The organism is Blastococcus sp. SYSU DS0616, assembly GCF_054051015.1.
This window is the reverse complement of the sequence record NZ_JBJHAJ010000016.1, coordinates 58,954-79,329: the sequence shown is the minus strand read 5'-3', so window position 1 is coordinate 79,329 and position 20,376 is coordinate 58,954. Positions and strand designations below refer to the sequence as shown.

Annotated in this window: 20 protein-coding genes; 13 read left to right on the top strand and 7 right to left on the bottom strand. The window is 74.3% G+C overall.

What is annotated here, in order from left to right; translation table 11 throughout:
- Window positions 1–8: 8 nt before the first annotated feature.
- Window positions 9–476 carry a metallopeptidase family protein gene (locus ACI79K_RS13435; protein WP_456589942.1) on the bottom strand — a complete coding sequence of 156 codons (468 nt, stop codon included), beginning with the start codon at window positions 474–476 and terminating at the stop codon, window positions 9–11.
- A gap of 220 nt (window positions 477–696) precedes the next feature.
- Between ACI79K_RS13435 and ACI79K_RS13430 the strand changes: the two genes are divergently transcribed.
- From ACI79K_RS13430 to ACI79K_RS13400, 7 genes are all read left to right on the top strand, one after another.
- Window positions 697–1,047, top strand: coding sequence for a DUF3499 domain-containing protein (locus ACI79K_RS13430; protein ID WP_456589941.1), 351 nt, complete (start codon window positions 697–699; stop codon window positions 1,045–1,047).
- Between the two features lie 96 nt (window positions 1,048–1,143).
- Window positions 1,144–2,523, top strand: coding sequence for a phosphomannomutase/phosphoglucomutase (locus tag ACI79K_RS13425; protein WP_456589940.1), 1,380 nt, complete (start codon window positions 1,144–1,146; stop codon window positions 2,521–2,523).
- Complete coding sequence (locus ACI79K_RS13420; protein WP_456599941.1) at window positions 2,520–2,732, top strand: Trm112 family protein; 213 nt, start codon at window positions 2,520–2,522, stop codon at window positions 2,730–2,732. The genes ACI79K_RS13425 and ACI79K_RS13420 overlap by 4 nt, the downstream gene beginning before the upstream one ends.
- Window positions 2,729–3,874, top strand: a complete 1,146-nt coding sequence (locus ACI79K_RS13415; protein ID WP_456589938.1) for an SIS domain-containing protein — start codon at window positions 2,729–2,731, stop codon at window positions 3,872–3,874. The genes ACI79K_RS13420 and ACI79K_RS13415 overlap by 4 nt, the downstream gene beginning before the upstream one ends.
- Window positions 3,875–3,949: 75 nt before the next feature.
- The gene (locus tag ACI79K_RS13410; RefSeq protein WP_456599940.1) at window positions 3,950–4,894 is read left to right on the top strand and encodes a DUF808 domain-containing protein; all 945 of its coding nucleotides are present in this window, start codon (window positions 3,950–3,952) and stop codon (window positions 4,892–4,894) included.
- A 184-nt stretch (window positions 4,895–5,078) separates the two neighbouring features.
- Window positions 5,079–6,254, top strand: a complete 1,176-nt coding sequence (gene manA / locus ACI79K_RS13405; protein WP_456597082.1) for a mannose-6-phosphate isomerase, class I — start codon at window positions 5,079–5,081, stop codon at window positions 6,252–6,254.
- A 91-nt stretch (window positions 6,255–6,345) separates the two neighbouring features.
- The gene (locus ACI79K_RS13400) at window positions 6,346–7,260 is read left to right on the top strand and encodes a GmrSD restriction endonuclease domain-containing protein (RefSeq protein WP_456599939.1); all 915 of its coding nucleotides are present in this window, start codon (window positions 6,346–6,348) and stop codon (window positions 7,258–7,260) included.
- 340 nt (window positions 7,261–7,600) lie between these two features.
- On the opposite strand, the gene ACI79K_RS13395 is transcribed toward ACI79K_RS13400, so the two are convergent.
- The 4 genes from ACI79K_RS13395 to ACI79K_RS13380 all read right to left on the bottom strand — a co-directional run bounded on the left by ACI79K_RS13395 (window position 7,601) and on the right by ACI79K_RS13380 (window position 11,317).
- Window positions 7,601–8,446, bottom strand: coding sequence for a helix-turn-helix domain-containing protein (locus tag ACI79K_RS13395; RefSeq protein ID WP_456589934.1), 846 nt, complete (start codon window positions 8,444–8,446; stop codon window positions 7,601–7,603).
- 104 nt (window positions 8,447–8,550) lie between these two features.
- Window positions 8,551–9,189 (bottom strand): Atu4866 domain-containing protein, encoded by a 639-nt coding sequence (locus ACI79K_RS13390; RefSeq protein ID WP_456599938.1) that lies wholly within the window; start codon window positions 9,187–9,189, stop codon window positions 8,551–8,553.
- Window positions 9,186–10,577, bottom strand: coding sequence for an amidohydrolase family protein (locus tag ACI79K_RS13385; protein ID WP_456597086.1), 1,392 nt, complete (start codon window positions 10,575–10,577; stop codon window positions 9,186–9,188). The genes ACI79K_RS13390 and ACI79K_RS13385 overlap by 4 nt, the downstream gene beginning before the upstream one ends.
- Window positions 10,574–11,317, bottom strand: a complete 744-nt coding sequence (locus ACI79K_RS13380; protein ID WP_456599937.1) for an Atu4866 domain-containing protein — start codon at window positions 11,315–11,317, stop codon at window positions 10,574–10,576. Before ACI79K_RS13380 ends, ACI79K_RS13385 begins: the two co-directional genes overlap by 4 nt.
- 506 nt (window positions 11,318–11,823) lie before the next feature.
- On the opposite strand from ACI79K_RS13380, the gene ahcY reads away from it, so the two are divergent.
- The 6 genes from ahcY (at window position 11,824) to hpf (ending at window position 19,342) form a co-directional block, all read left to right on the top strand.
- On the top strand, window positions 11,824–13,308 hold the full coding sequence (ahcY, locus tag ACI79K_RS13375; protein WP_456589930.1) for an adenosylhomocysteinase: 1,485 nt from the start codon (window positions 11,824–11,826) through the stop codon (window positions 13,306–13,308).
- 185 nt (window positions 13,309–13,493) lie between these two features.
- Entirely contained in the window at window positions 13,494–14,210 is a 717-nt protein-coding gene (gene mtrA, locus ACI79K_RS13370) for an MtrAB system response regulator MtrA (protein ID WP_456589929.1), read from the top strand.
- Window positions 14,211–14,295: 85 nt separating this feature from the next.
- Window positions 14,296–16,023, top strand: coding sequence for an MtrAB system histidine kinase MtrB (gene mtrB / locus ACI79K_RS13365; protein WP_456599936.1), 1,728 nt, complete (start codon window positions 14,296–14,298; stop codon window positions 16,021–16,023).
- Complete coding sequence (locus ACI79K_RS13360) at window positions 16,020–17,747, top strand: LpqB family beta-propeller domain-containing protein (RefSeq protein WP_456599935.1); 1,728 nt, start codon at window positions 16,020–16,022, stop codon at window positions 17,745–17,747. The genes mtrB and ACI79K_RS13360 overlap by 4 nt, the downstream gene beginning before the upstream one ends.
- Window positions 17,748–17,832: 85 nt before the next feature.
- Window positions 17,833–18,618, top strand: coding sequence for a ComF family protein (locus ACI79K_RS13355; RefSeq protein WP_456599934.1), 786 nt, complete (start codon window positions 17,833–17,835; stop codon window positions 18,616–18,618).
- 40 nt (window positions 18,619–18,658) lie between these two features.
- Entirely contained in the window at window positions 18,659–19,342 is a 684-nt protein-coding gene (gene hpf / locus ACI79K_RS13350) for a ribosome hibernation-promoting factor, HPF/YfiA family (RefSeq protein ID WP_456589925.1), read from the top strand.
- 34 nt (window positions 19,343–19,376) lie between these two features.
- Here hpf and ACI79K_RS13345 read toward each other — a convergent pair whose 3' ends face one another.
- Both ACI79K_RS13345 and ACI79K_RS13340 read right to left on the bottom strand, forming a co-directional pair.
- Window positions 19,377–19,934: a GNAT family N-acetyltransferase gene (locus tag ACI79K_RS13345; RefSeq protein WP_456599933.1), complete on the bottom strand. Its 558-nt coding sequence runs from the start codon at window positions 19,932–19,934 to the stop codon at window positions 19,377–19,379.
- Window positions 19,935–19,944: 10 nt separating this feature from the next.
- On the bottom strand, window positions 19,945–20,337 hold the full coding sequence (locus tag ACI79K_RS13340; protein ID WP_456599932.1) for a pyridoxamine 5'-phosphate oxidase family protein: 393 nt from the start codon (window positions 20,335–20,337) through the stop codon (window positions 19,945–19,947).
- Window positions 20,338–20,376: the final 39 nt, after the last annotated feature.

Genomic DNA, 20,376 nt, shown 5'->3' with positions numbered 1-20,376 from the left:
CCAGCATGTCAGCGGGTGGGGTCGATCTCCTCGGGATCCCGGCCCAGCAGGGTGGCGACCTGGTCGACGACCACGTCGCGCACCAGGTCGGCGAGGTCCTCCCGGTCGTGCGCGCGCAGCTCCAGCGGCCGGCGGTAGACCACGATCCGCGGCGGGACCTCCTGGCCCTGTTCGCGCCGGGCCGGCAGCAGCCGGGCCAGCGGGACGCCCGCGTCGTCGAGGACGTCGGCGTCCAGCAGCGCCTCGTCGGGATCGGTGTGCTCGACCCAGGGCACGTCCTCGACGGCGAACTCCACCCCGGCCAGCTCGCGCTCCCAGCGGCGTTCCAGGTCCTCGACGGCGTCCAGGACCAGGTCGTCGAACAGCTCGGCCCGGCTGCGCGACAGCGGCACCTCGGCAGGGGCGAGGCGCCCGCGCAGGCCACGACCGTGGCGGTCGCGACGGGAGCGGGCGCGGCGGCGCGGAGGATGGCTCATGACTGCCCGAAGGGTACGGCGACCCGCGACACGCCGGGCCCCGGGACGGCTCGCCGGGCGTTCTCCCACGTCGAGCCGCGCCGGTCCCGAACCCGCGCCCGACCGGTGACGATGCCCACGGGGTCATCGTGCAGGATGGTGCGCCACAGCCGGTTTCCCGGTGTGCCTGCTGTCGCGCACCGCCGGGCGGGATTACTGTGCCGTGCGTGAGGAACCGGTGGTGAGGCAGTCACGGCGCTGCTCGCGCAGCGGCTGCGCGCAACCGGCAGCGGCGACCCTGACCTACGTCTACGCGGAGTCGACCGCTGTCGTGGGCCCCTTGGCGACGTACTCCGAGCCGCACAGCTACGACCTGTGCGAGTTCCACGCGGAGCGGCTGACCGTCCCGCGCGGCTGGGAGGTCGTGCGGCACGAGATCGACGTCGAGGACGCCGGGCCGACGGGGGACGACCTGCTGGCCCTGGCCGACGCCGTCCGCGAGGCCGCCCGCCCCGAGCCGCCGCGCGCTCCCGCGGACGACGGCAGCGGCATCCGGCGCGGGCACCTGCGGGTGCTTCCCGACCTCCCCTAGAAGGACCACCTTCCCCCCACGCCTCGCAAGCTCGGCGCGAGCCCCGAGAGGGTGGCCGTTCCAGCGCGTGGCGGGGCGCGCCGATAGTGTCGCGGCGTGCGTGATCTCTCGGCCCTGATCAAGGCCTACGACGTCCGCGGGGTGGTCCCCGACCAGTGGGACGAGGACGTCGCGCGGGCGATCGGGGCGGCGTTCGCCGAGTTCGTCCTCGCCGAGAGCGGTGCGACCGCCGTGGTCACCGCGCACGACATGCGCGAGACCTCCGTCCCGCTCTCCCGCGCCTTCGCCGAAGGCGTCATCGGCCGCGGCGTCGACGTCGTCGAGGCCGGGCTGGGCTCCACCGACCTGCTGTACTTCGCCGCCGGATCGCTCGACGTGCCCGGGGCGATGTTCACCGCCAGCCACAACCCCGCGCAGTACAACGGGATCAAGATGTGCCGTGCCGGGGCCGCCCCCATCGGGCAGGACTCCGGGCTGGTCACCATCCGCGAGTGGGCCGAGCGCGACACCTACGAGCGCGTGCCGGAACGGGTCGGCACCGTCACCACCCGCGACGTCCTCGCCGACTACGCCGCGCACCTGCGCTCGCTGGTCGACCTCGCCACGATCCGGCCGCTCCGCGTCGTAGTCGACGCGGGCAACGGCATGGGCGGGCACACGGTCCCGGTGGTCCTCGCCGGGCTGCCGCTGGAGATCGTGCCGCTGTACTTCGAGCTGGACGGGTCGTTCCCCAACCACGAGGCCAACCCCCTGGACCCGGCGAACCTGGTCGACCTGCAGCGCGCCGTCGTCGAGCACGGCGCCGACATCGGCCTGGCGTTCGACGGCGACGCCGACCGGGTCTTCGTCATCGACGAGCGGGGCGAGCCGGTGAGCCCCTCGGCCATCACCGCCCTGGTCGCGGTGCGCGAGCTGGCCAAGGGGCGCGGGACGACGATCATCCACAACCTGATCACCTCCCGGGCCGTGCCGGAGATCGTGCGCGAGCACGGCGGGCAGCCGGTCCGCACGCGCGTGGGGCACTCGTTCATCAAGGCCGAGATGGCCCGCACCGACGCGGTCTTCGGTGGCGAGCACTCCGCGCACTACTACTTCCGCGACTTCTGGCGGGCCGACACCGGCATGCTCGCGGCAATGCACGTCCTGGCCGCGCTGGGGGAGCAGGGCCGGCCGCTGTCGGAGCTGACCGCCGCCTACGCGCGCTACGCCGCCTCCGGCGAGATCAACTCCACGGTGGCCGACGCGGGGGAGCGGATGGCGGCGGTGCGGGAGGTCTTCGAGAAGGAGGAGGGCGCGACGGTCGACGAGCTCGACGGCCTGACCGTCGAGCTGCCCGACGGCGCGTGGTTCAACCTGCGGGCCAGCAACACCGAGCCGCTGCTGCGGCTGAACGTGGAGGCGCCGGACGAGGCGCGGATGAGCGAGGTGCGCGACCGGGTGCTCCGCACCGTGCGCGCGGAACAGGAGTCGAAGTGACCACACCCCGGAGCGGCACCCCGAGCGGCCCGCTCGGCCTGGACCCGGAACTGCTGGCCATCCTCGCCTGCCCGGACAGCCACCACAGCCCGCTGGCCGTCGACGAGGCGGCCGGTGAACTGGTCTGCGGCACCTGCGACCGGGCGTTCCCGGTCCGTGACGGCATCCCCGTGCTGCTGCTCGACGAGGCGCGGCACCGCTCGTCATGACCTCGCCCGAGCTGGCCGAGGAGGTCCTCGACGACCTCGAGCTGCTGCGCGCGCGGGATCCGCGCGGGCTGCTGCCGGCCGTGGCCGGGTCCGGTGCGCAGGTCCGGGAGACCGCGCGGCTGACCGAGGAGGCCGGGCTGGACCGGGTCACCGAGGGCGGCCGGCCCCGCGGGCTCGTCATCGTCGCCCGGCGGGAGGGCGCCGTGGCCGCGTCGGTGCTGCGGGCACTCCTCGGCCCCGCCAGCCCGGTCACCGTCGACGTCGTCCCCGGTCCCGCGCTGCCCGTGTGGACCGGCCCCAGCGACGTCGCGGTCGTGGCCACGCGCACCGGTGCGGGCGCGTACGCCCTCGCGCCGGCCTACGAGGCCGCCCGCCGGGGGGTCGCGCTGGTCGGGATCGGCGCCGAGGACGCGCCGCTGCGCGGCGTGTGTTCCTCGGCCCGGGCGCCCTACGTCGCGCTGCCGGCGAGCCGCGTCCGCCACACGACCCTCTGGTCGCTGCTCACGCCGATGCTTCGCCTGGCGGCCGACCTGAGGCTGCTGGCCGACGGCGTGGCCGACACCGAGGCGGTGGCGGGGGCTCTGGACCGGGTGGCCGAGGAGTGCGGCCCGGCGCGGGAGTCGTTCGTCAACCCGGCCAAGAGCCTGGCGCTGGAGCTGCTCGACGCGCTCCCGGTGATCGCCTCGGAAGGGCCGCTCGCCGGGGCGGCGGCGACCCGCGTCGCCGACCAGCTGGCCACGCTCGCGGGGCTCCCGGTCGCCGACTTCCGGCTGCCGGACCAGCGGGTTGCCGCCTGCGCCGTCCTGGGCGGGCCGCTCGCGCCGCAGGACGCGGCCGACGACTTCTTCCGGGACCGCGTCGCCGACAGCGGCCGGCGGCTGCGGCTGCTGACGATCCGCGACAGCGACGCCGGCGGGCACGACGGCGCGGGGGAGCGGGAGCCACGCTCGGCGGCCGAGGCGATGCAGCAGGTGCTGAGCACCGCCGCGGCGCACAGCGTGCCGGTCAGCGGCCTGGCCGAGCACGGGGAGCCGGAGCGGTTCGCTCGGCTGCCCCGCCTGGCCCGGCAGCTGGCCGTCGCCGACTTCAGCGCCGTCTACCTGGCGCTCGCCCTCGACACCGAGCGGGCCCGACCTCGCTGAGTGCGCGCGCGGCCCGTGGCGGGTCCACCATCATGGCGACAGCACGCCGGTGCTGACCGATCGGAAGGAACTCCCTTGGCGGGTGGACTCGTAGCCCTGCTCGACGACGTGGCGGTGCTGGCGCGCGCGGCCGCGGCCTCGATCGACGACATCGGGGCGGCTGCCGGGCGGGCCAGCATCAAGGCGGCCGGCGTCGTCGTCGACGACACCGCCGTCACGCCGCAGTACGTGCACGGGCTGAACGCCGACCGCGAGCTGCCGATCATCCGGAAGATCGCCGTCGGATCGCTCCGGAACAAGCTCCTGATCATCCTGCCGGCGATCCTGCTGCTCAGCCAGTTCCTGCCGTTCCTGCTCACCCCCATCCTGATGGTCGGTGGTGCCTACCTCTGCTACGAGGGAGCGGAGAAGATCTGGCACCGGGTGAGCGGCCACGCAGAGGCGCACGCCACGGTGGAGGACGCGCTCCCGGACGAGAGCACGATCGTGTCCGGGGCCGTGCGCACCGACTTCATCCTCTCGGCCGAGATCATGGTGATCAGCCTCAACGAGGTGGCGAGCGAGGGCTTCCTGTCCCGGGCGGCCATCCTGGTGGTCGTCGCGCTCGGCATCACCGTGCTGGTGTACGGCGTCGTCGGCGTCATCGTGAAGATGGACGACGTCGGGCTGAACCTGTCGCAGCGGACCTCGAAGGGGCTCGCCGCGTTCGGCCGCGGCCTGGTGAAGGGCATGCCGAAGCTGCTGTCCGCCCTCACCGTCGTCGGCACCGTCGCCATGCTGTGGGTCGGTGGGCACATCATCCTGGTGGGCACCGACGAGCTGGGCTTCCACCCGCTCTACGAGTTCGTGCACCACCTGGAGGAGGCGGCGCACGACGCCACCGGCGCTCTCGGCGGGGTCGTGGGCTGGCTGGTCAACACGCTGGGCAGCGCGCTGCTGGGGCTGGTCGTGGGGGCCGTGGTGGTCCTGGTCATGAACCTCACGGTGCACCGGGGCAAGGCCGGGGCCGGGGCGCACTGAGACGCGGCGCCGGCGGCGCCGCACCCGTGCCCCGGTCGCCGGGGCGGGGGAGAAGGCCACCGTCCCGGGAGGTCCCCGCCCCGGGCGCCGCGGGGCCGTCCCGCGGTGTGACCAGGGGGCGACCCGCCCCGCGGGGGTGAGGTTCGTTCCCGGGGACGCGGTCGGGCCGTAATCTGCCCAGACCATGTGGCAGCTGAGCAACGGTGTGCGGTTCTACCCGTGGGGGAGCCGCACCGTGATCCCCGAGCTCCTCGGTGAGCCCGTGCCCGCGGAGCGGCCGCACGCGGAGCTGTGGATCGGGGCCCACCCCGACGAGCCCAGCGTCCTGGCCGACGGGCGCCCGCTGGACAAGGCGATCGCCGAGGAGCCCGCCGAGCTGCTGGGCACCCCGGTGGTGGAGCGCTTCGGGGCGCGGCTGCCCTTCCTGATGAAGGTGCTCGCCGCCGAGACCCCGCTGTCGCTGCAGGCGCACCCCACGACGGAGCAGGCCGAGGCCGGCTACGCCGCCGAGGAGGCCGCCGGCATCCCGCACGACGACCCGACGCGGACGTTCAAGGACCCCTTCCACAAGCCCGAGCTGCTGCTCGCGCTCACCACGTTCGAAGCGCTGTGCGGGTTCCGCCCGGTGGAGGAGTCGCTGCACTGCCTGGCCAAGCTGCAGGTGCCTGAGCTCAAGCCCACCATCGCCGCCCTGGCGCGCGGCGGCCTGCGCGCGGCGATCCCGCAGCTGCTGGCGCTGCCCGGGGAGCGCCGGACGGAGCTCGTGGCCGCCGTGGCCACCGCGGCGGGCAGGTTCGTGGCGGCGCACGACCCGGAGTTCATCAACACCTACCGGTGGGCGGCGACCCTCGCCGAGACCTACCCCGGCGACCCGGGCGTCGTCATCTCGCTGATGTGCAACCACCTCAAGCTGGCCCCGGGAGAGGCGGTGTTCCTCCCCGCGGGCAACCTGCACGCCTACCTGTCGGGTGCCGGTGTCGAGGTGATGGCCAGCTCCGACAACGTGCTGCGCGGCGGGCTGACCGCCAAGCACGTCGACCTCGCGGCGCTGATCGAGGTCCTGGACTTCTCCGACGGGCGGGTGCCGGTGATCCACCCGGTGCTCGGGCCAGGCGGCCTGCGCTACCCGGTGCCGGTGCAGGACTTCGACCTCACCCGCTGCCAGCTCGACGAGCAGGCGGGCACGCTGACCACGCGCGGACCGCAGCTCCTGCTGTGCACGGAGGGCACCGCGGTGCTGGCGTCGGTCGACGGAGAGCTGACCCTGGCGAAGGGCCGCGCGGCGTTCGTCCCCGCCGGTGCGCCGGTCGCCGCTCGCGGCCCGGCGGTGCTCTACCGGGCCACCACCGCCATCTCGTGAGACGCCGGCCGGCCTCGGCGTTGCGCCGACGGGGTCCGGCAGCCGCGGCCTAGCGTCGGGCCGGTCGCCGTCCGGCTGGTGGGGGAGTTGCGTGCACGTACGACCCGGTTCCCGGTCCCGTCGGCTCGCCGGTGCGGTCCTCGCGTTCGGCGTGGCGATGGCGTCGGCCGGCTGCGAGGCGGTGGACGTCGGCGAGGGCGCCGACCGCACGGAGGCCACGGCGGCGCCCGCGCTCGTCACCGGCTCTGCGCTCGCCGCGCTGGACGATCTGGACGTCAAGGGCCGCGCCCCGAAGACCGGCTACGACCGGGACCAGTTCGGCGCGGGCTGGGTCGACACCGACCGCAACGGCTGCGACACGCGCAACGACGTCCTGGCCCGGGATCTGACCGGGGAGACCTTCCAGCCGGGTACCCGGGACTGCGTCGTCGCCACCGGCACCCTCGCCGACCCCTACTCGGGGGAGACGATCCCCTTCCTCCGCGGCCAGGACACCAGCGCCGACGTGCAGATCGACCACGTGGTCGCGCTCTCCGACGCGTGGCAGAAGGGCGCCCAGGGCTGGGACGAGCCACGGCGGGTCCGGTTCGCCAACGACCCGCTCAACCTGCTCGCCGTCGACGGCCCGCTCAACATGCAGAAGGGCGACGGCGACGCCGCCACCTGGCTGCCGCCGGACCGCGGCTACCGGTGCGCCTACGTGGCCCGGCAGATCGCCGTGAAGGCCGCGCACGGCCTCTGGGTGACTCCGGCCGAGCACGACGCCATGGCCGGGGTGCTCGCGGGGTGTCCGGACGAGCCGCTGCCGTCCGCCGACCATTCACCGCTGCCCGTCCCGCAGCCGGCGGCGACCGTTCCCGAAGCCGACCCGCGGTCCGCGTCGGCGCCCCGCTACGCCGACTGCGCGGCGGTACGGGGCGCCGGAGCGGCGCCCATCCACCGGGGTGAGCCCGGCTTCTCGGAGGCGTTCGACGGCGACGGGGACGGGGTGGGCTGCGAGTCCTGACGTGTGCCGCGACGATCCGGTGGGCCCGCCGCCTGGCTCCCGGGACGTCGCGTGCCCGGCGCGCTGCTCGCGGCGCGTCGAGCACTGCAGGCCACTCCACGAGGCTCACGCCGGTCGGGCGCGGTTCCTCGATGTCGAGCCGGGGCTGCAGTCGGCGTGCCACTGAGGCGTCCACGCGGCCCTGTCGGCTTCGGGCCAGGTGAACGTCTCGCGGGTGGTTCAGGACGGCGAGCCGAAGGCGCGACCGGACTGGCGCAGGAGTTCCGGGCGCACCGGCCCGGCCCCGAACCCGTGGGGACCGGTGCTGGGTGTGCTGTCGGGGTGAGGACGGTTGGCCTGCCTACGGGGCGTCCGGGGTCGCGGGCGCTGCCAAAGGCGTGGCGTGCAGGGAGGCGAGCAGCTGCAGCCTGTCCGCGCTGGGCGAGCCGGGCGCGGCGTGGTAGACGATGAGCTGGCGGCCGGGTGAGCCCTTGACGTCGAGCGTGTGGTAGTCGAGGACGAGGTCGCCGACGTCGCGGTGGCGGAACGCCTTGGAGTCGTGCGTCTTGCCGCGTACGTCGTGCTTGGCCCACAGGTGGCGGAACGCGGAGCTGGCCGTGGAGAGCTCGACCACCAGCCGGCGCACGGCATCGGCGGAGTCCACGTGTCCCAGGGCCAGGCGCAGGTTGGCCACGCAGGACTCCGCGGCTCGGTCCCAGTGGGCGTAGAAGCTGGAGCCGACCGGGTCGAGGAACGTCATGCGGGCGACGTTGTCGATCCGGTCGAAGTCCGAGTACAGGGCGCCGGCCAGGGCGTTGTGCGCCAGCACGTCGAGCTGCCGGTTGATGATCACCGCGGGGGTGTGCGGCCACGCCTCCAGCAGGTCCAGCAGTGACTGCGGCGGCGCCGGGGTGGTGGGCGCCAGGGTGGTGGGCGCCAGGTGGGCCAGGCGGAAGAGGTGCTCGCGCTGGTCGGGGTCGAGGCACAGGGCGCTGGCGATCGCGTTGAGCACGGACGGTGACGGGTTGCGTTCGCGGCCCTGCTCCAGGCGGGCGTAGTAGTCCACGCTGACGCCGGCCAGCATCGCCACCTCCTCGCGACGCAGCCCGGGCACGCGGCGGGTGGTGTGCCCGGTCAGCCCGACGTCGTCGGGCTGGAGGTGGCCGCGGCGGGCCTTGAGGAACGGGCCGAGGTCTGCGGTGCGCACGTTCCGACCGTAGGGGCCGCTCACCTCGGCAACCAGGACCTGGTGCTCCCTGGCAGCCGTCGGCCGCGGCGCGCCGGGGCCCCTCGGCCCGGCGCGCCGCCTGCTCAGCGTCGGGTCATCACGAACCCGGCGTGGTGAAGGACGCCGTCCAGCAGCTGGCCGAACGCCCAGAAGCCGGAGTCGTCCAGGTAGGTGACCCGGTCCTCGTGCAGCCAGTAGCGGCCGGTGTACGCGTCGGCGCGCCCGCCCCGGGTCTCGGAGTAGCGGCCGTCTGGTCGCAGGTGCTGCAGCAGGCCGCGGCCAGGGTCGTGCCAGGTGCCCACCCACGTCTCTCGGACGGCCGGGTCCGCGACGTCCTGTCCCGCGGGCCGGGTCGGCTCGCCGTCCCAGGCCTCGAGGTGTCCGGCGACCCACACCGCCAGCAGGTCCTGCGGGTCGACGACCAGCATGCTGTGCACCTGCGCCTCGCTGACCGGGCGGCGCACGACGGCGAAGGTGGCCGGGTTGCCGGGCACGAGGTCGTACCCGCCGCGCCGGGCCGGCGGCAGCTGCGCCACGGCGCTGTCCACCAGCAGCGGGACGGCGTAGGCGCCGTCGGCGTCGATCACCTCCACCCCGGGGTCGGCCGGCCCCGCGGCCAGACGCTCCCCGACCACGTGCAGATCGCCGGGCGCCACGGTCCCGGACCCGGTCCTGACGTGCGCACGCGTGACGACGAACGTGTCGGCGTCGGGCGGGGTCACCGGCCGGCTCCGGTGGTGGCGAGACGCTCGGTGATCGCGGCGACCGAGTCGTGCACCTGGGTGCGCAGGGCGTCGACGTCCACCCCGACGAGGGCGCCGTCCCACTTGCGCACCTGGCCGGCCACCCACACCGAGGTGATGTTCGAGCGGTCGGCGCCCAGCACGAGGGTTCCGACGGCGTCGTGCAGCGGCATGGTGTTGATCGCCTCGGCGTCCACGATGACGAGGTCGGCCTGCTTTCCCGGGGTGATGGAACCGGTGCGGTCGTCGAGCCGCAGCGTGCGCGCCCCGGACAGGGTCGCGAAGTCGAGCACGTCGCGGGTGGTGATGCGGCTGGGCGCCTGCCCGGTGCCGTAGGCGGCGTTGACCGCGCGCATGCGTTGGATCGTCAGCAGCGACCGCATCTGGGTGAACATGTCGGAGGCCAGCGCGACCTCCACGTCCACCGACAGCCCGGGCCGGATCCCGTGGGCGAGCGCCTCGTCGACCGGCGGGACGGCGTCCTCCAGCCCGATCTGGGCGTCGGAGGTGGGGGCCAGCGAGACGGTGACGCCGTGGTCGCGCATCGCCGCCCAGGCGTCCGCGGACAGCGCCGTGGAGTGGATCGACTCCAGGTGCGGGCCGAGCAGCCCTTGCCCCTGCCAGTCCAGGATGGCGCGGGAGGCGGCCTGACCGAACATGACGTCCAGGCTCACGCCGATGTCGAGGTCGGCTGCGACCCGAGCCAGGTCGGGACCGTAGGCGAGGTGCCCGGCGATGTCTCCGGTGGCCAGTGCCGCCACGCGCAGCGTGACCAACTGGTCGTCGGTGGGGACGTAGGTCGAACGCAGCCGGGTCAGGTCCGCGGGCCACTGGCCGTCCCAGTCGCCGAAGTGCGGGGCCATGGAGGCGTGCACACCGCGGATGCCGGAGTCGATCAGCGCGGTGATCGCCGCGTCCGAGTGGGCGGTGGTGCGCGAGTTGTGCGAGAAGTCGAGCATCGTGGTGATGCCGCCGTCCAGTGCGGTCAGCGCGGCCAGGCGTGTGCCGAGGTACACGTCGTCGGGGGCGTAGGTCGGCGCCACGTGCATGAGCGTGGACTGCAGGTATCCGGCGAGGTCGTCGACGTCGGGGATGGTGCGGCGCATCTGTGCCTGCCAGGCGTGCCGGTGGGTGTCCACCATGCCCGGGGCGACGATGCTGCCGGTCACGTCGACGGCGATCGCCCCGGCGTCCGGAAGGTCGCGGCCGACGTCGACGATGCGCGCCCCGCGCACCAGGACGTCACCGGTGTCGATGGTTCCCAGCGCAGGATCCATCGTCACGACGGTCGCGCCGCGCAGCAGGACGAGGCGGTCGGGATCGGTGGCGGAGCGGTTCAGTGCGTCCAGGACGGGGTCGGTGCTCATCGGGCGTCCTTCCGGTGCATGGTGTAGCCGGCGTGGTGCAAGGCGTCGTCGGCGAACCGGCCGAAGGCCCAGAAGCCGAGGTCGTCGAGGTAGTCGATGCGGTCACCGTCGACCCAGTAGCGGCCCGCGAAGGCGTGCGGGCGGCCCCCGCGGGTCTCGTCGTAGCGGCCGTCGGCGGTCAGTTCCTGGTGCAGGAAGTCGCCGGTGTCGACCCACACGCCTACGCGGCCCGGGTCGACCGCGAGCCGGTCGGGCTGCAGCCGGGTGCGGGGCGGCACGGAACCGAGGGGGTCGCCGGCCCAGTGGACTGGGCGTCCCCCCTGCAGGACTGCGAGCAGTAGGTCGGGCCGCGTGAACGCGGTGTGCAGTGCCGTGGCCAGGTCCGGGGCGTGCTCGTCGGGCACGACGGCGAGGTCGGCGTCCGCGCCGGGTGCGAGTGTCCCGGGGCCGGTGCCGCGCGCGACGGCGCCGAGGGTGGTGGTCGCGTCGAGGCGGGCGGGGAGCACGGTGGTGCCGGTGGCGTCGATGACCACGGCGCCGTCGTCCTCGGCCGCGGTGACGATGCCGGGCCCGACGCCGACGACCAGCGTGCCGCCGAGGAGCACGTCGGCGTCGTGCATGGTGCCGATCAGCGGGTCGAGGGTGTGGATCGTCGCGTTGGTCAGCAGTAGCGGCCGATCGGCGCCGGCGCGGACGGCGGCCAGTCCGGCGGCCGTGAAAGCGGGGAAGGTGGTGGGCATGGCTTCACCCTCGTGCGGCCCGACACGGCGGAGAAGGCCGCGATGCACCCAGGGAGTGCCGCACCCCGGCAAGGGGAACTGGCTCTTCTACGGCGCGCGATCCCCGAGGCAACCGGCCGACGGACGGCCTGGAGCTGCCGGGGGAGAGAGCGGGTGACCTCGACGGGCGGGCGGGTCTGCGGTGGAAGCGCCGGGACGAGCCCCGCATCAGGCCCCGATCACCATGGGGGCGACATCGCCCGGCCGTGGCCTCGATCCACCGACCGGCGGGGTGCGCGGTGTGGTTCTCGGGCGAAGGGTGAGTGCCGCCTTCAGGGGGCCGGCCGGCCCAGCCGATGCAGGCGGTGCACAACCGACGTGCGTGAGCAGGGACGGGCGCCCGTCCCGGGCCGCGCGTCTAAGCTGGACGCCGGCACGAGCCCCGCCGAAGCCTCGGCATGCTCGCTCTCTCAGACCACCCCGTAGCGCCCCGCGGGCCACGGCCCGGGCGCGGACACTGGAGCGACATGACCGCCAGCACTGGCACCCGCACGCTGACCGACGGCGACTTCAAGGTCGCCGACCTCTCCCTGGCGCCGTTCGGCCGCAAGGAGATCCAGCTCGCCGAGCACGAGATGCCCGGCCTGATGGCGCTCCGCGCCGAGTACGGCGACGCCCAGCCCCTGGCCGGTGCCCGCATCGCCGGGTCGCTGCACATGACCGTGCAGACCGCCGTCCTCATCGAGACGCTGACCGCGCTGGGCGCCGACGTCCGCTGGGTGAGCTGCAACATCTTCTCCACGCAGGACCACGCCGCGGCCGCGATCGTCGTCGGCGACGGCACCCCCGAGCAGCCCGCCGGCGTCCCCGTCTTCGCCTGGAAGGGCGAGACGCTCGAGGAGTACTGGTGGTGCACGCAGCGGCTGTTCGAGTTCCGCGACGAGTCGGGCGCCGTCGTCGGCCCCAACATGCTGCTCGACGACGGCGGTGACGCCACCCTGCTGATCCACCTGGGCACCCGCTTCGAGGCCGACGGCGTCGTCCCCGACACCACCGAGGCCGACTCCGAGGAGTACGGCGTGATCCTCGACGTGCTGCGCGGCACGCTCGCCGAGGACGGCCAGTACTGGACCCGCATCGGCCAGGGCATCACCGGCGTCACCGAGGAGACCACCACCGGCGTCATGCGCCTGTACGAGCTCGCCCGCGAAGGCCGGCTGCTCTTCCCGGCGATCAACGTCAACGACTCGGTGACCAAGAGCAAGTTCGACAACCTCTACGGCTGCCGGCACTCGCTGATCGACGGCATCAACCGCGCGACCGACGTGATGATCGGCGGCAAGGTCGCCGTCGTCTGCGGCTACGGCGACGTCGGGAAGGGCTGCGCGGAGTCGCTGCGCGGCCAGGGTGCGCGGGTCATCGTCACCGAGATCGACCCGATCAACGCCCTCCAGGCGGCGATGCACGGCTACGAGGTGACCACGCTGGACGAGGTCATCGGCAAGGCCGACATCATCATCACGGCCACCGGCAACAAGGACATCATCTCGGCCGACCAGCTGAGCCGGACCAAGCACCAGGCGATCATCGGCAACATCGGGCACTTCGACAACGAGATCGACATGGCCGGCCTGGCGCGCACGCCGGGGATCGAGCGGACCACCATCAAGCCGCAGGTGGACGAGTGGCGGTTCGCCGACGGCCACACGATCATCGTGCTCTCCGAGGGCCGGCTGCTGAACCTGGGCAACGCCACCGGGCACCCCAGCTTCGTGATGAGCGCGTCGTTCTCCAACCAGGTGCTGGCGCAGATCGAGCTGTGGAACAACCGGGCCGCCTACGAGGGCCAGACCCCCGGCGTCACGGTGCTGCCCAAGAAGCTCGACGAGCACGTGGCCCGGCTGCACCTCGACGCGCTGGGCGTGAAGCTCACCCAGCTCACCAAGGTGCAGGCCGACTACATCGGCGTCCCGGTGGAGGGGCCCTACAAGAGCGACCACTACCGCTACTGAGGAAGGACCCCCTCGCCCCCCACCGCTCGCGGCGGGACCCTGTGAGGGGGCCGTTCCAGTCCCTGACAGGGGCCGGCCGCTCGTGACCCAGCGCGGCGATCTGCGGCCCTGATCAGCCTGTTCCGCCCCGCCCGGGGGATCTTCTCCGGGCGGGGCGAAGCGTTTTCGGGGGTGCGTCACGCAGAATGGGCGCCGTGCCCCCCACTGCTCCGCAGAACGGACCCAGCCGTGGCCGTGTCCTGGTCGTCGACGACGACGCCGCCCTCGCCGAGATGCTCGGCATCGTGCTGCGGCGCGAGGGGTACGAGCCGGCCTTCGTCTCCGACGGCAACCGCGCTGTCGGCGTCTTCCAGCAGACCAGGCCCGACCTCGTGCTGCTGGACCTGATGCTGCCCGGCCGCAACGGTCTGCAGATCTGTCAGGACATCCGGACCCAGTCGACGGTGCCCATCGTCATGCTCACCGCGAAGGGCGACACGATCGACGTCGTCCAGGGGCTGGAGGCCGGCGCCGACGACTACGTCACCAAGCCGTTCAAGCCCGTCGAGCTGGTGGCCCGCGTGCGTGCACAGCTGCGCCGGGGGGAGACCGGGCAGGCGGAGAACCTGAGCATCGGCGACGTGCAGATCGACGTCCCCGCGCACCAGGTCACCCGGGACGGCGTCCCCATCGCGCTCACCCCGCTGGAGTTCGACCTGCTGGTGGCGCTGGCGCGCAAGCCGCGTCAGGTGTTCACCCGGGAGCTCCTGCTGGAGCAGGTGTGGGGCTACCGGCACGCGGCGGACACCCGCCTGGTCAACGTGCACGTGCAGCGGCTGCGGGCGAAGGTCGAGCGCGATCCGGAGAAGCCCGAGGTCGTGCTGACCGTGCGCGGGGTGGGCTACAAGGCCGGGCCTCCGTGAGCGGATCCGGATGCACCGTGAGCGGAGCGGTGCCCGCTGGGCGCGGAGTCCCGGGATCGGCAGCCGGCTGAGGGACACTGAGGCGGTGACCGCCACCCGGACCCCCGAGACGGGCGCCGGGTCCGGGCAGTACTCACCGGATCCCGGGCGCGGCCCAGGGGCGCGCGAGGAGCTCCTCCGGGTAGGGCGCGGGCTGCGCCGCCGCGCCGGGCAGGTGCGCCGCCGCGTGGGGCGCACCGCCGGTGCTCTCGGCTCGCGGGCGGCGCAGGCCTGGCGGTCGTCGCTGCAGGTGCGGATCGGCGCGATCACCATGCTCCTCGCCGGCACGGTCGTGCTGATCGTGAGCATGGTGCTGTTCAGCCAGATCCGCGACCAGCTGCTGCGGGTGAAGCGCGACGCGGCGGTCGACCAGGTGCAGGCGGGCGTCGTGTACGCCCAGAGCGAGCTGGCCGGCATCGCCACCGGGGACGCCGCCAGCGTCCGCGCCACCCTCGAGCGCACGGTGAACCGGCTGCTGGACCGCGGTGGCGCGGCCGGCGACTTCGACGTCGTCATGATCTACCGGCCGAGCGGCGGGGCAGAGGTCCCGGCCACCAACCGCCGGCCCCTGTACGCCGCGCTGCCCCCCGAGCTGCGGTCGGCGGTCGACGCCGGCAACCAGGCGTCGAAGTACCACCGGGTGCCCGGCGAGTCCGGTGACCCCCGGCCCGGCCTGCTGGTGGGGGCGCCGGTCAGCGGCGACGCGCAGGGGCCCGACCGGATCGAGCTGTACTACGTCTTCCCGCTGCAGCAGGAGCAGGAGAGCCTCCAGCTGATCCGGAGCACGGTGGTCATCAGCGGGGTGGCGCTCACGCTGCTCGTGGTCGGCATCGGCGTCCTGGTCACCCGGCTGGTGGTCGACCCGGTGCGACAGGCCGCCGGCACCGCCCAGCGGCTGGCCGAAGGTCAGCTCGAGGAGCGGATGGAGGTGCGGGGCGAGGACGACCTCGCCCGGCTGGCGACCAGCTTCAACGCGATGGCCGACAGCCTGCAGCGGCAGATCACGCAGCTGGAGGGGTTGTCCCAGCTGCAGCAGCGGTTCACCTCGGACGTGTCCCACGAGCTGCGCACCCCGCTGACCACCGTGCAGATGGCGGCGGAGATCCTGCACGAGGCCCGGGAGGACTTCCCGGCGCACGTCGCCCGCTCGGCCGAGCTGCTGCGCGCCGAGCTCGACCGGTTCGAGGCGCTGCTCACCGACCTGCTGGAGATCAGCCGCTACGACGCCGGCGCGGCCGTGCTCGACTCGACCCCGACCGACATGGGTGCGCTGGTCGGCCGGGTCGTAGACGGGATGAGCTCGCTCGCCGAGCGTCACGGCTGCGAGCTGCGGGTCACCCGGCCGGCCGAGGCGGTCCTGGCCGAGGTGGACGTCCGCCGGGTCGAGCGCATCCTGCGCAACCTCGTCGGCAACGCCATCGAGCACGGTGCCGGGCGCCCGGTGGAGATCACGCTGGCCGCCAACCGGTCGGCGGCCGCGGTGACCGTGCGCGACCACGGGGTCGGGCTGAGCTCCGGCGAGGCGCAGCACGTGTTCGACCGGTTCTGGCGCGCCGACCCCTCGCGGGTGCGCACGGTCGGCGGCAGCGGCCTCGGGCTGTCGATCAGCCTGGAGGACGCCCGTCTGCACGGCGGTTGGCTGCAGGTGTGGGGGCAGCCCGGCGCCGGCGCCCAGTTCCGGCTCACCCTGCCGCTGATGGCCGGCGGGGATCTGACCAGCTCGCCCCTGCCGCTGCGTCCGGTGAGGCTCCAGCGACCAGGCGCGGCGCGGTGAGGCGGCGTGCGTCGGTCGCCGTGGCGTTGCTGACGGCGCTGCTGACGCTGGTCGCGTGTTCGACGGTGCCCACCGACTCACCGACGGTGCTGATCACCCAGGCGCCGGCCCGGGTGCCGGAGGCGGTCGGCATCGAACCGATCGCGCCGGCCCCCGGGGCCAGCACCGAGGAGATCGTCCGCCAGTTCATCGACGCGGCGGCCAGCACCGTGCGCCGTCACCCCGTGGCCCGGGAGTACCTGACACCGGCGGCGCGGGAGTCCTGGGACGACACGAGCGGCATCAGCATCATCGGCAGCGACTACGCGGTCGTGACGACCGACGAGGGCGCGGTCACCGTGACCGCCAACCTGATCGGCACGGTCGATCCCCGCGGCGTGTTCACCGTGGCCGAGCGGGGCGTCTTCACCCGGGACTTCACCCTGGAGCGAGTCGACGGCGAGTGGCGGATCAGCAACCCGCCGGACGGGCTGATCATGCTCGAGCCGGACTTCCGGCGGCTGTACGACGAGGTCGCCGCCTACTTCCTCGACCCCACCGGGTCGCGCGTGGTCCCCGACCCGCGCTACCTCATCCGCGGCGAGTCCCAGCCCACGGTGATGGTGGAACGGCTGATCGCCGGCCCGTCGCCGGCGCTGGCCGCCGGCGTCCTCAACCCGCTGAGCGGCGTGGAACTGGAGCGGTCGGTGACCGTCGAGGGGCAGACGGCCACCGTGGAGCTCACGGGTCTGCCGGCCGAGCCGGCGCCGCTCCTCGCCGAGATCTGCGCGCAGCTGGTGTGGAGCCTGCAGCAGCTGGTCCGGCCGCGGATCGTCAACGTCGTCGTCCTGCTCGACGGGGAACCGGTCGCCCCCGACGGGGTGCCGCAGCGGCAGACCGCCGAGGACTGGGCGTCCTTCGACCCGGACGCCGTACCCGTCGACGGGGTCGGCCACTACATCGATGCGGGGGCGGTCCGCACGGTCCCACGGGGGGACCCGGTTCCCGGACCGGCCGGAGAGGGCGTCTACGCGCTGGAGAGCGCCGCCGTCGCGGCGGCCGGCGGTGAGCTGAACTTCCTCACCGGTGTCCGCGCCGACGGCACGGGCGCCACGCTGCTCGCCGGCCCCTACGGCGGCGAGCTGGCGCCGGTGCTCGACGGCCGCACGCTCAGCGCACCCACGGTCGCCGCGACCCGCACGGAGGCCTGGGTGGTGCGGGACGGCGCGGAGCTGGTCCGCGTTCCCGCCGGAGGGCCGCCGCAGCCGGTCGCCGCTCCCACCCTCCCCGGCCTCGGGCGGGCCGACGTGCTGCAGCTCTCGCCCGACGGCGTCCGGGCCGCCGTGGTGGTGGAGGGCAGCCAGGGGCGCCGGCTCCACGTCGGCACCGTCGTCCGCTCCGACGCGGACGGCGCCGTCGTGCTCCGCGACCTGCGCGCCGTGGCGCCGACCCTGTCCGGCGTCGTCGACGTCGGCTGGCGGGACAGCGGCGAGCTGCTGGTGCTGGCCGGCGACGAGGGTCAGGACCGCATCGTCCCGTACTCGGTGGGTGTGGACGGCTGGGGCCTGAGCCCGGTGCCGACCTCGGGGCTGCCCAGACAGCCCACCGCGCTGGCGGCCGCCCCGTCGCGCCAGCCGCTGGTGAGCACAGGCGCCGACATCTGGCAGCTGTCCGGCGGGAGGTGGGTGACCCTGGTCCGCGGGGAGGAGCCGCTGCCGGGGACGGCGCCCTTCTACCCGTCCTGAGGTGCACCCGTCCTGAGGTGCACCGCCGTCCACAACCCGGAAGCGGCGTTCACCTCGTGCCCGCGCCACCCGGCAGGCTGGCCCGGTGGGCTCCGGGGTGCTGTCGGCGCTGGCCGACCTGGTCCTGCCCCGCACCTGCGCGGGGTGCGGGCTCCCCGGCGCCGTGCTCTGCACCCGCTGCGCGCGGCTGCTGGCCGTACCGCACCTCGCCTCGCCCCGGCGGTTCCCCGCGGGCTTCCCGCCGACGGTCGCCGCCGCGGTCTACGCGGGACCGGTGCGCCCGGTGGTCAACGCGTTCAAGGAGCACGGCCGTGCGGAGCTGGCCGCGCCGCTGGGCACCGCGCTCGCCCTGGCGGTCGCCGGGGTCCGGATCGGGGTGGCCGGGGAGCCACCGCTGCTGCTGGTGCCGGTACCCGCGTCGCGGGCGGCCCTCCGGGCCCGGGGCCGCGACCACGTGCGCGAGCTGACCGGGCGGGCGGTGCTCGAGCTGCGCGCGGCCGGGGTGTCGGCGCAGGAGTGCCGGCTGCTGCGCCGGCGCGGCCGCGTCCGGGACTCGTCGGGGTTGTCCACCGCCGAGCGGCGGGCCAACCTGGCCGGCACCTTCGAGGTCACCGGCCCGCAGCCGACGCCCGGTGCGCTGCTGGTGCTGGTCGACGACGTGGTGACCACGGGCGCCACGCTGACGGAGGCTGCGCGGGCGCTGGGAGCCGCCCGGGGGGCTGCGGGCGGGGTGGTCGCGGCGGTCGTCGCGGCCACCCCTCGGACGCCGGCAGGCCCGGCGCGGGGTGCCGCGGGGAGCCCCGCGTACCGGATCGGGACGGTCGTCCACCACGACCTCGATCGACTGTCGCGGTCCAGGGGGAGGGACTAGCGTCGAAGCGACCAACGCCCGTCCCCAACCGGGAGGTCCCATGGAGATCGTGGTCCGTGGTCGCAACGTCGAGGTCCCCGAGCACTACCGCCAGCACGTCGAGGACAAGGTCGGCCAGCTCGAGCGGTTCGACGCCAAGCTGTCCCGCATCGACGTCGAGCTCTTCCACGAGAAGAACCCGCGCCAGTCGGCCAGCTGCCAGCGGGTGGAGATCACCCTGCGCGGCAAGGGGCCGGTGATCCGCGCCGAGGCGGCGGGCCCGGACTTCTACGCTGCGCTCGACCTGGCCTCGGGCAAGCTGGACAACCGGCTGCGTCGGGCGGCCGACCGTCGCCGGGTGCACCACGGCCGGCGGACCCCCGACAGCGTGCGCCTCAACGGTGCCGCGCTGGACGCCGGCAATCCCGAGCTGACCATCGAGCAGCAGCTCCAGCTCGACCGCGAACTGGCCTCCGGCACCCACGTCACCGACCTCGACGAGCACCTGCCCGGCCAGATCGTGCGGGAGAAGCACCACCCCGCGACACCGATGACCGTCGACCAGGCCCTCCACGAGATGGAGCTGGTCGGCCACGACTTCTTCCTGTTCCAGTGCGCCGACACCGGCCAGCCGACGGTCGTCTACCGCCGGCACGCGTACGACTACGGCCTCATCCGCCTGGCCCCCGTGGCCTCGGACGGCGCCGCGCCGGCGTCCGCGGTGAAGCAAACGGCGAGCGCCTGACCTGAGCGGGGCACGGCCGCCGGCCGTGCCCCGCTCAGTCGCCGGCGAGCCGGCCGAAGAGGACGGCGTCGGCCCACGTGCCGTCGCGCTGGTCCAGGCAGGCGCGCACCACACCTTCCTGGCGGAAGCCGGCACGCCGGGCCACCACCTGCGACGCGGCGTTCGCCACGTCGACGAACAGGTGCGCCCGCGGGGCGCCGAGGCCCAGCGCCCAGTCGGCGAGGGCGTGCGCGGCCTCCGCGGCGTAGCCGTTGCCGCGCGCCCAGGGGGCGACCGTGTAGCCGATCTCCGGGCCGAGCCGCCCAGGACGGAAGTGCAGCCCGCCGGTTCCGGCCAGGCGCCCGTCGGCCTCGATCACGACGGACAGCCCGGTGCCCTCGCTGCGCTCCCGTATGGCCACGTCCTCGACGAAGCGGCGGGCGTCCGCGGGGGTGTACGGCACCGGAATCGTCGGGATCCAGCGCTGGGTGTCCGCGTCCTGGGACGCCCGGTGCACCGCGTCGGTGTCGCTGGTCCGGAACGGGCGCAGCACGAGCCGCTCGGTCCGCAGCGTCTCGGTGGGCAGGTCGACGGCGGAGAGATCGAGGCTCACCGCCCGATCCTCACTGGTTGCCGAGGATGCGGTCCACCGAGATCTCGATGACGACCCGGGCCGGGTTCTCCCGCGGCTGCTTGTACCGCCGCGCGTACCGCTCGACCGCGTCGGCCACGGAGGCGGCGTCCTCGCGGACCACGGCGGTGCCCTCCAGGGTGGTCCAGCGCCGCCCGTCGACCTGGCAGACGGCGACCCGCGACCGCCCGTCACGGACGTGCCGCGCCTTGACGGAGGTGCCGGAGGTGATCACCCGGGCGGTCCGGGTGGCCGCGTCGTAGGTGACGCCGACGGGGACCACGTGCGGGCTGCCGTCGGGGCGCAGGGTGGTCAGCGTCGCGAGGTGCCGCTCGGTGAGGAACTCCAGCAGTCCGGGGCCGGGGTCGGACGGATCGCGTGCCATCGCTGCAGCGTACGGATGGGACGCGTGGTGCCCGGGGCG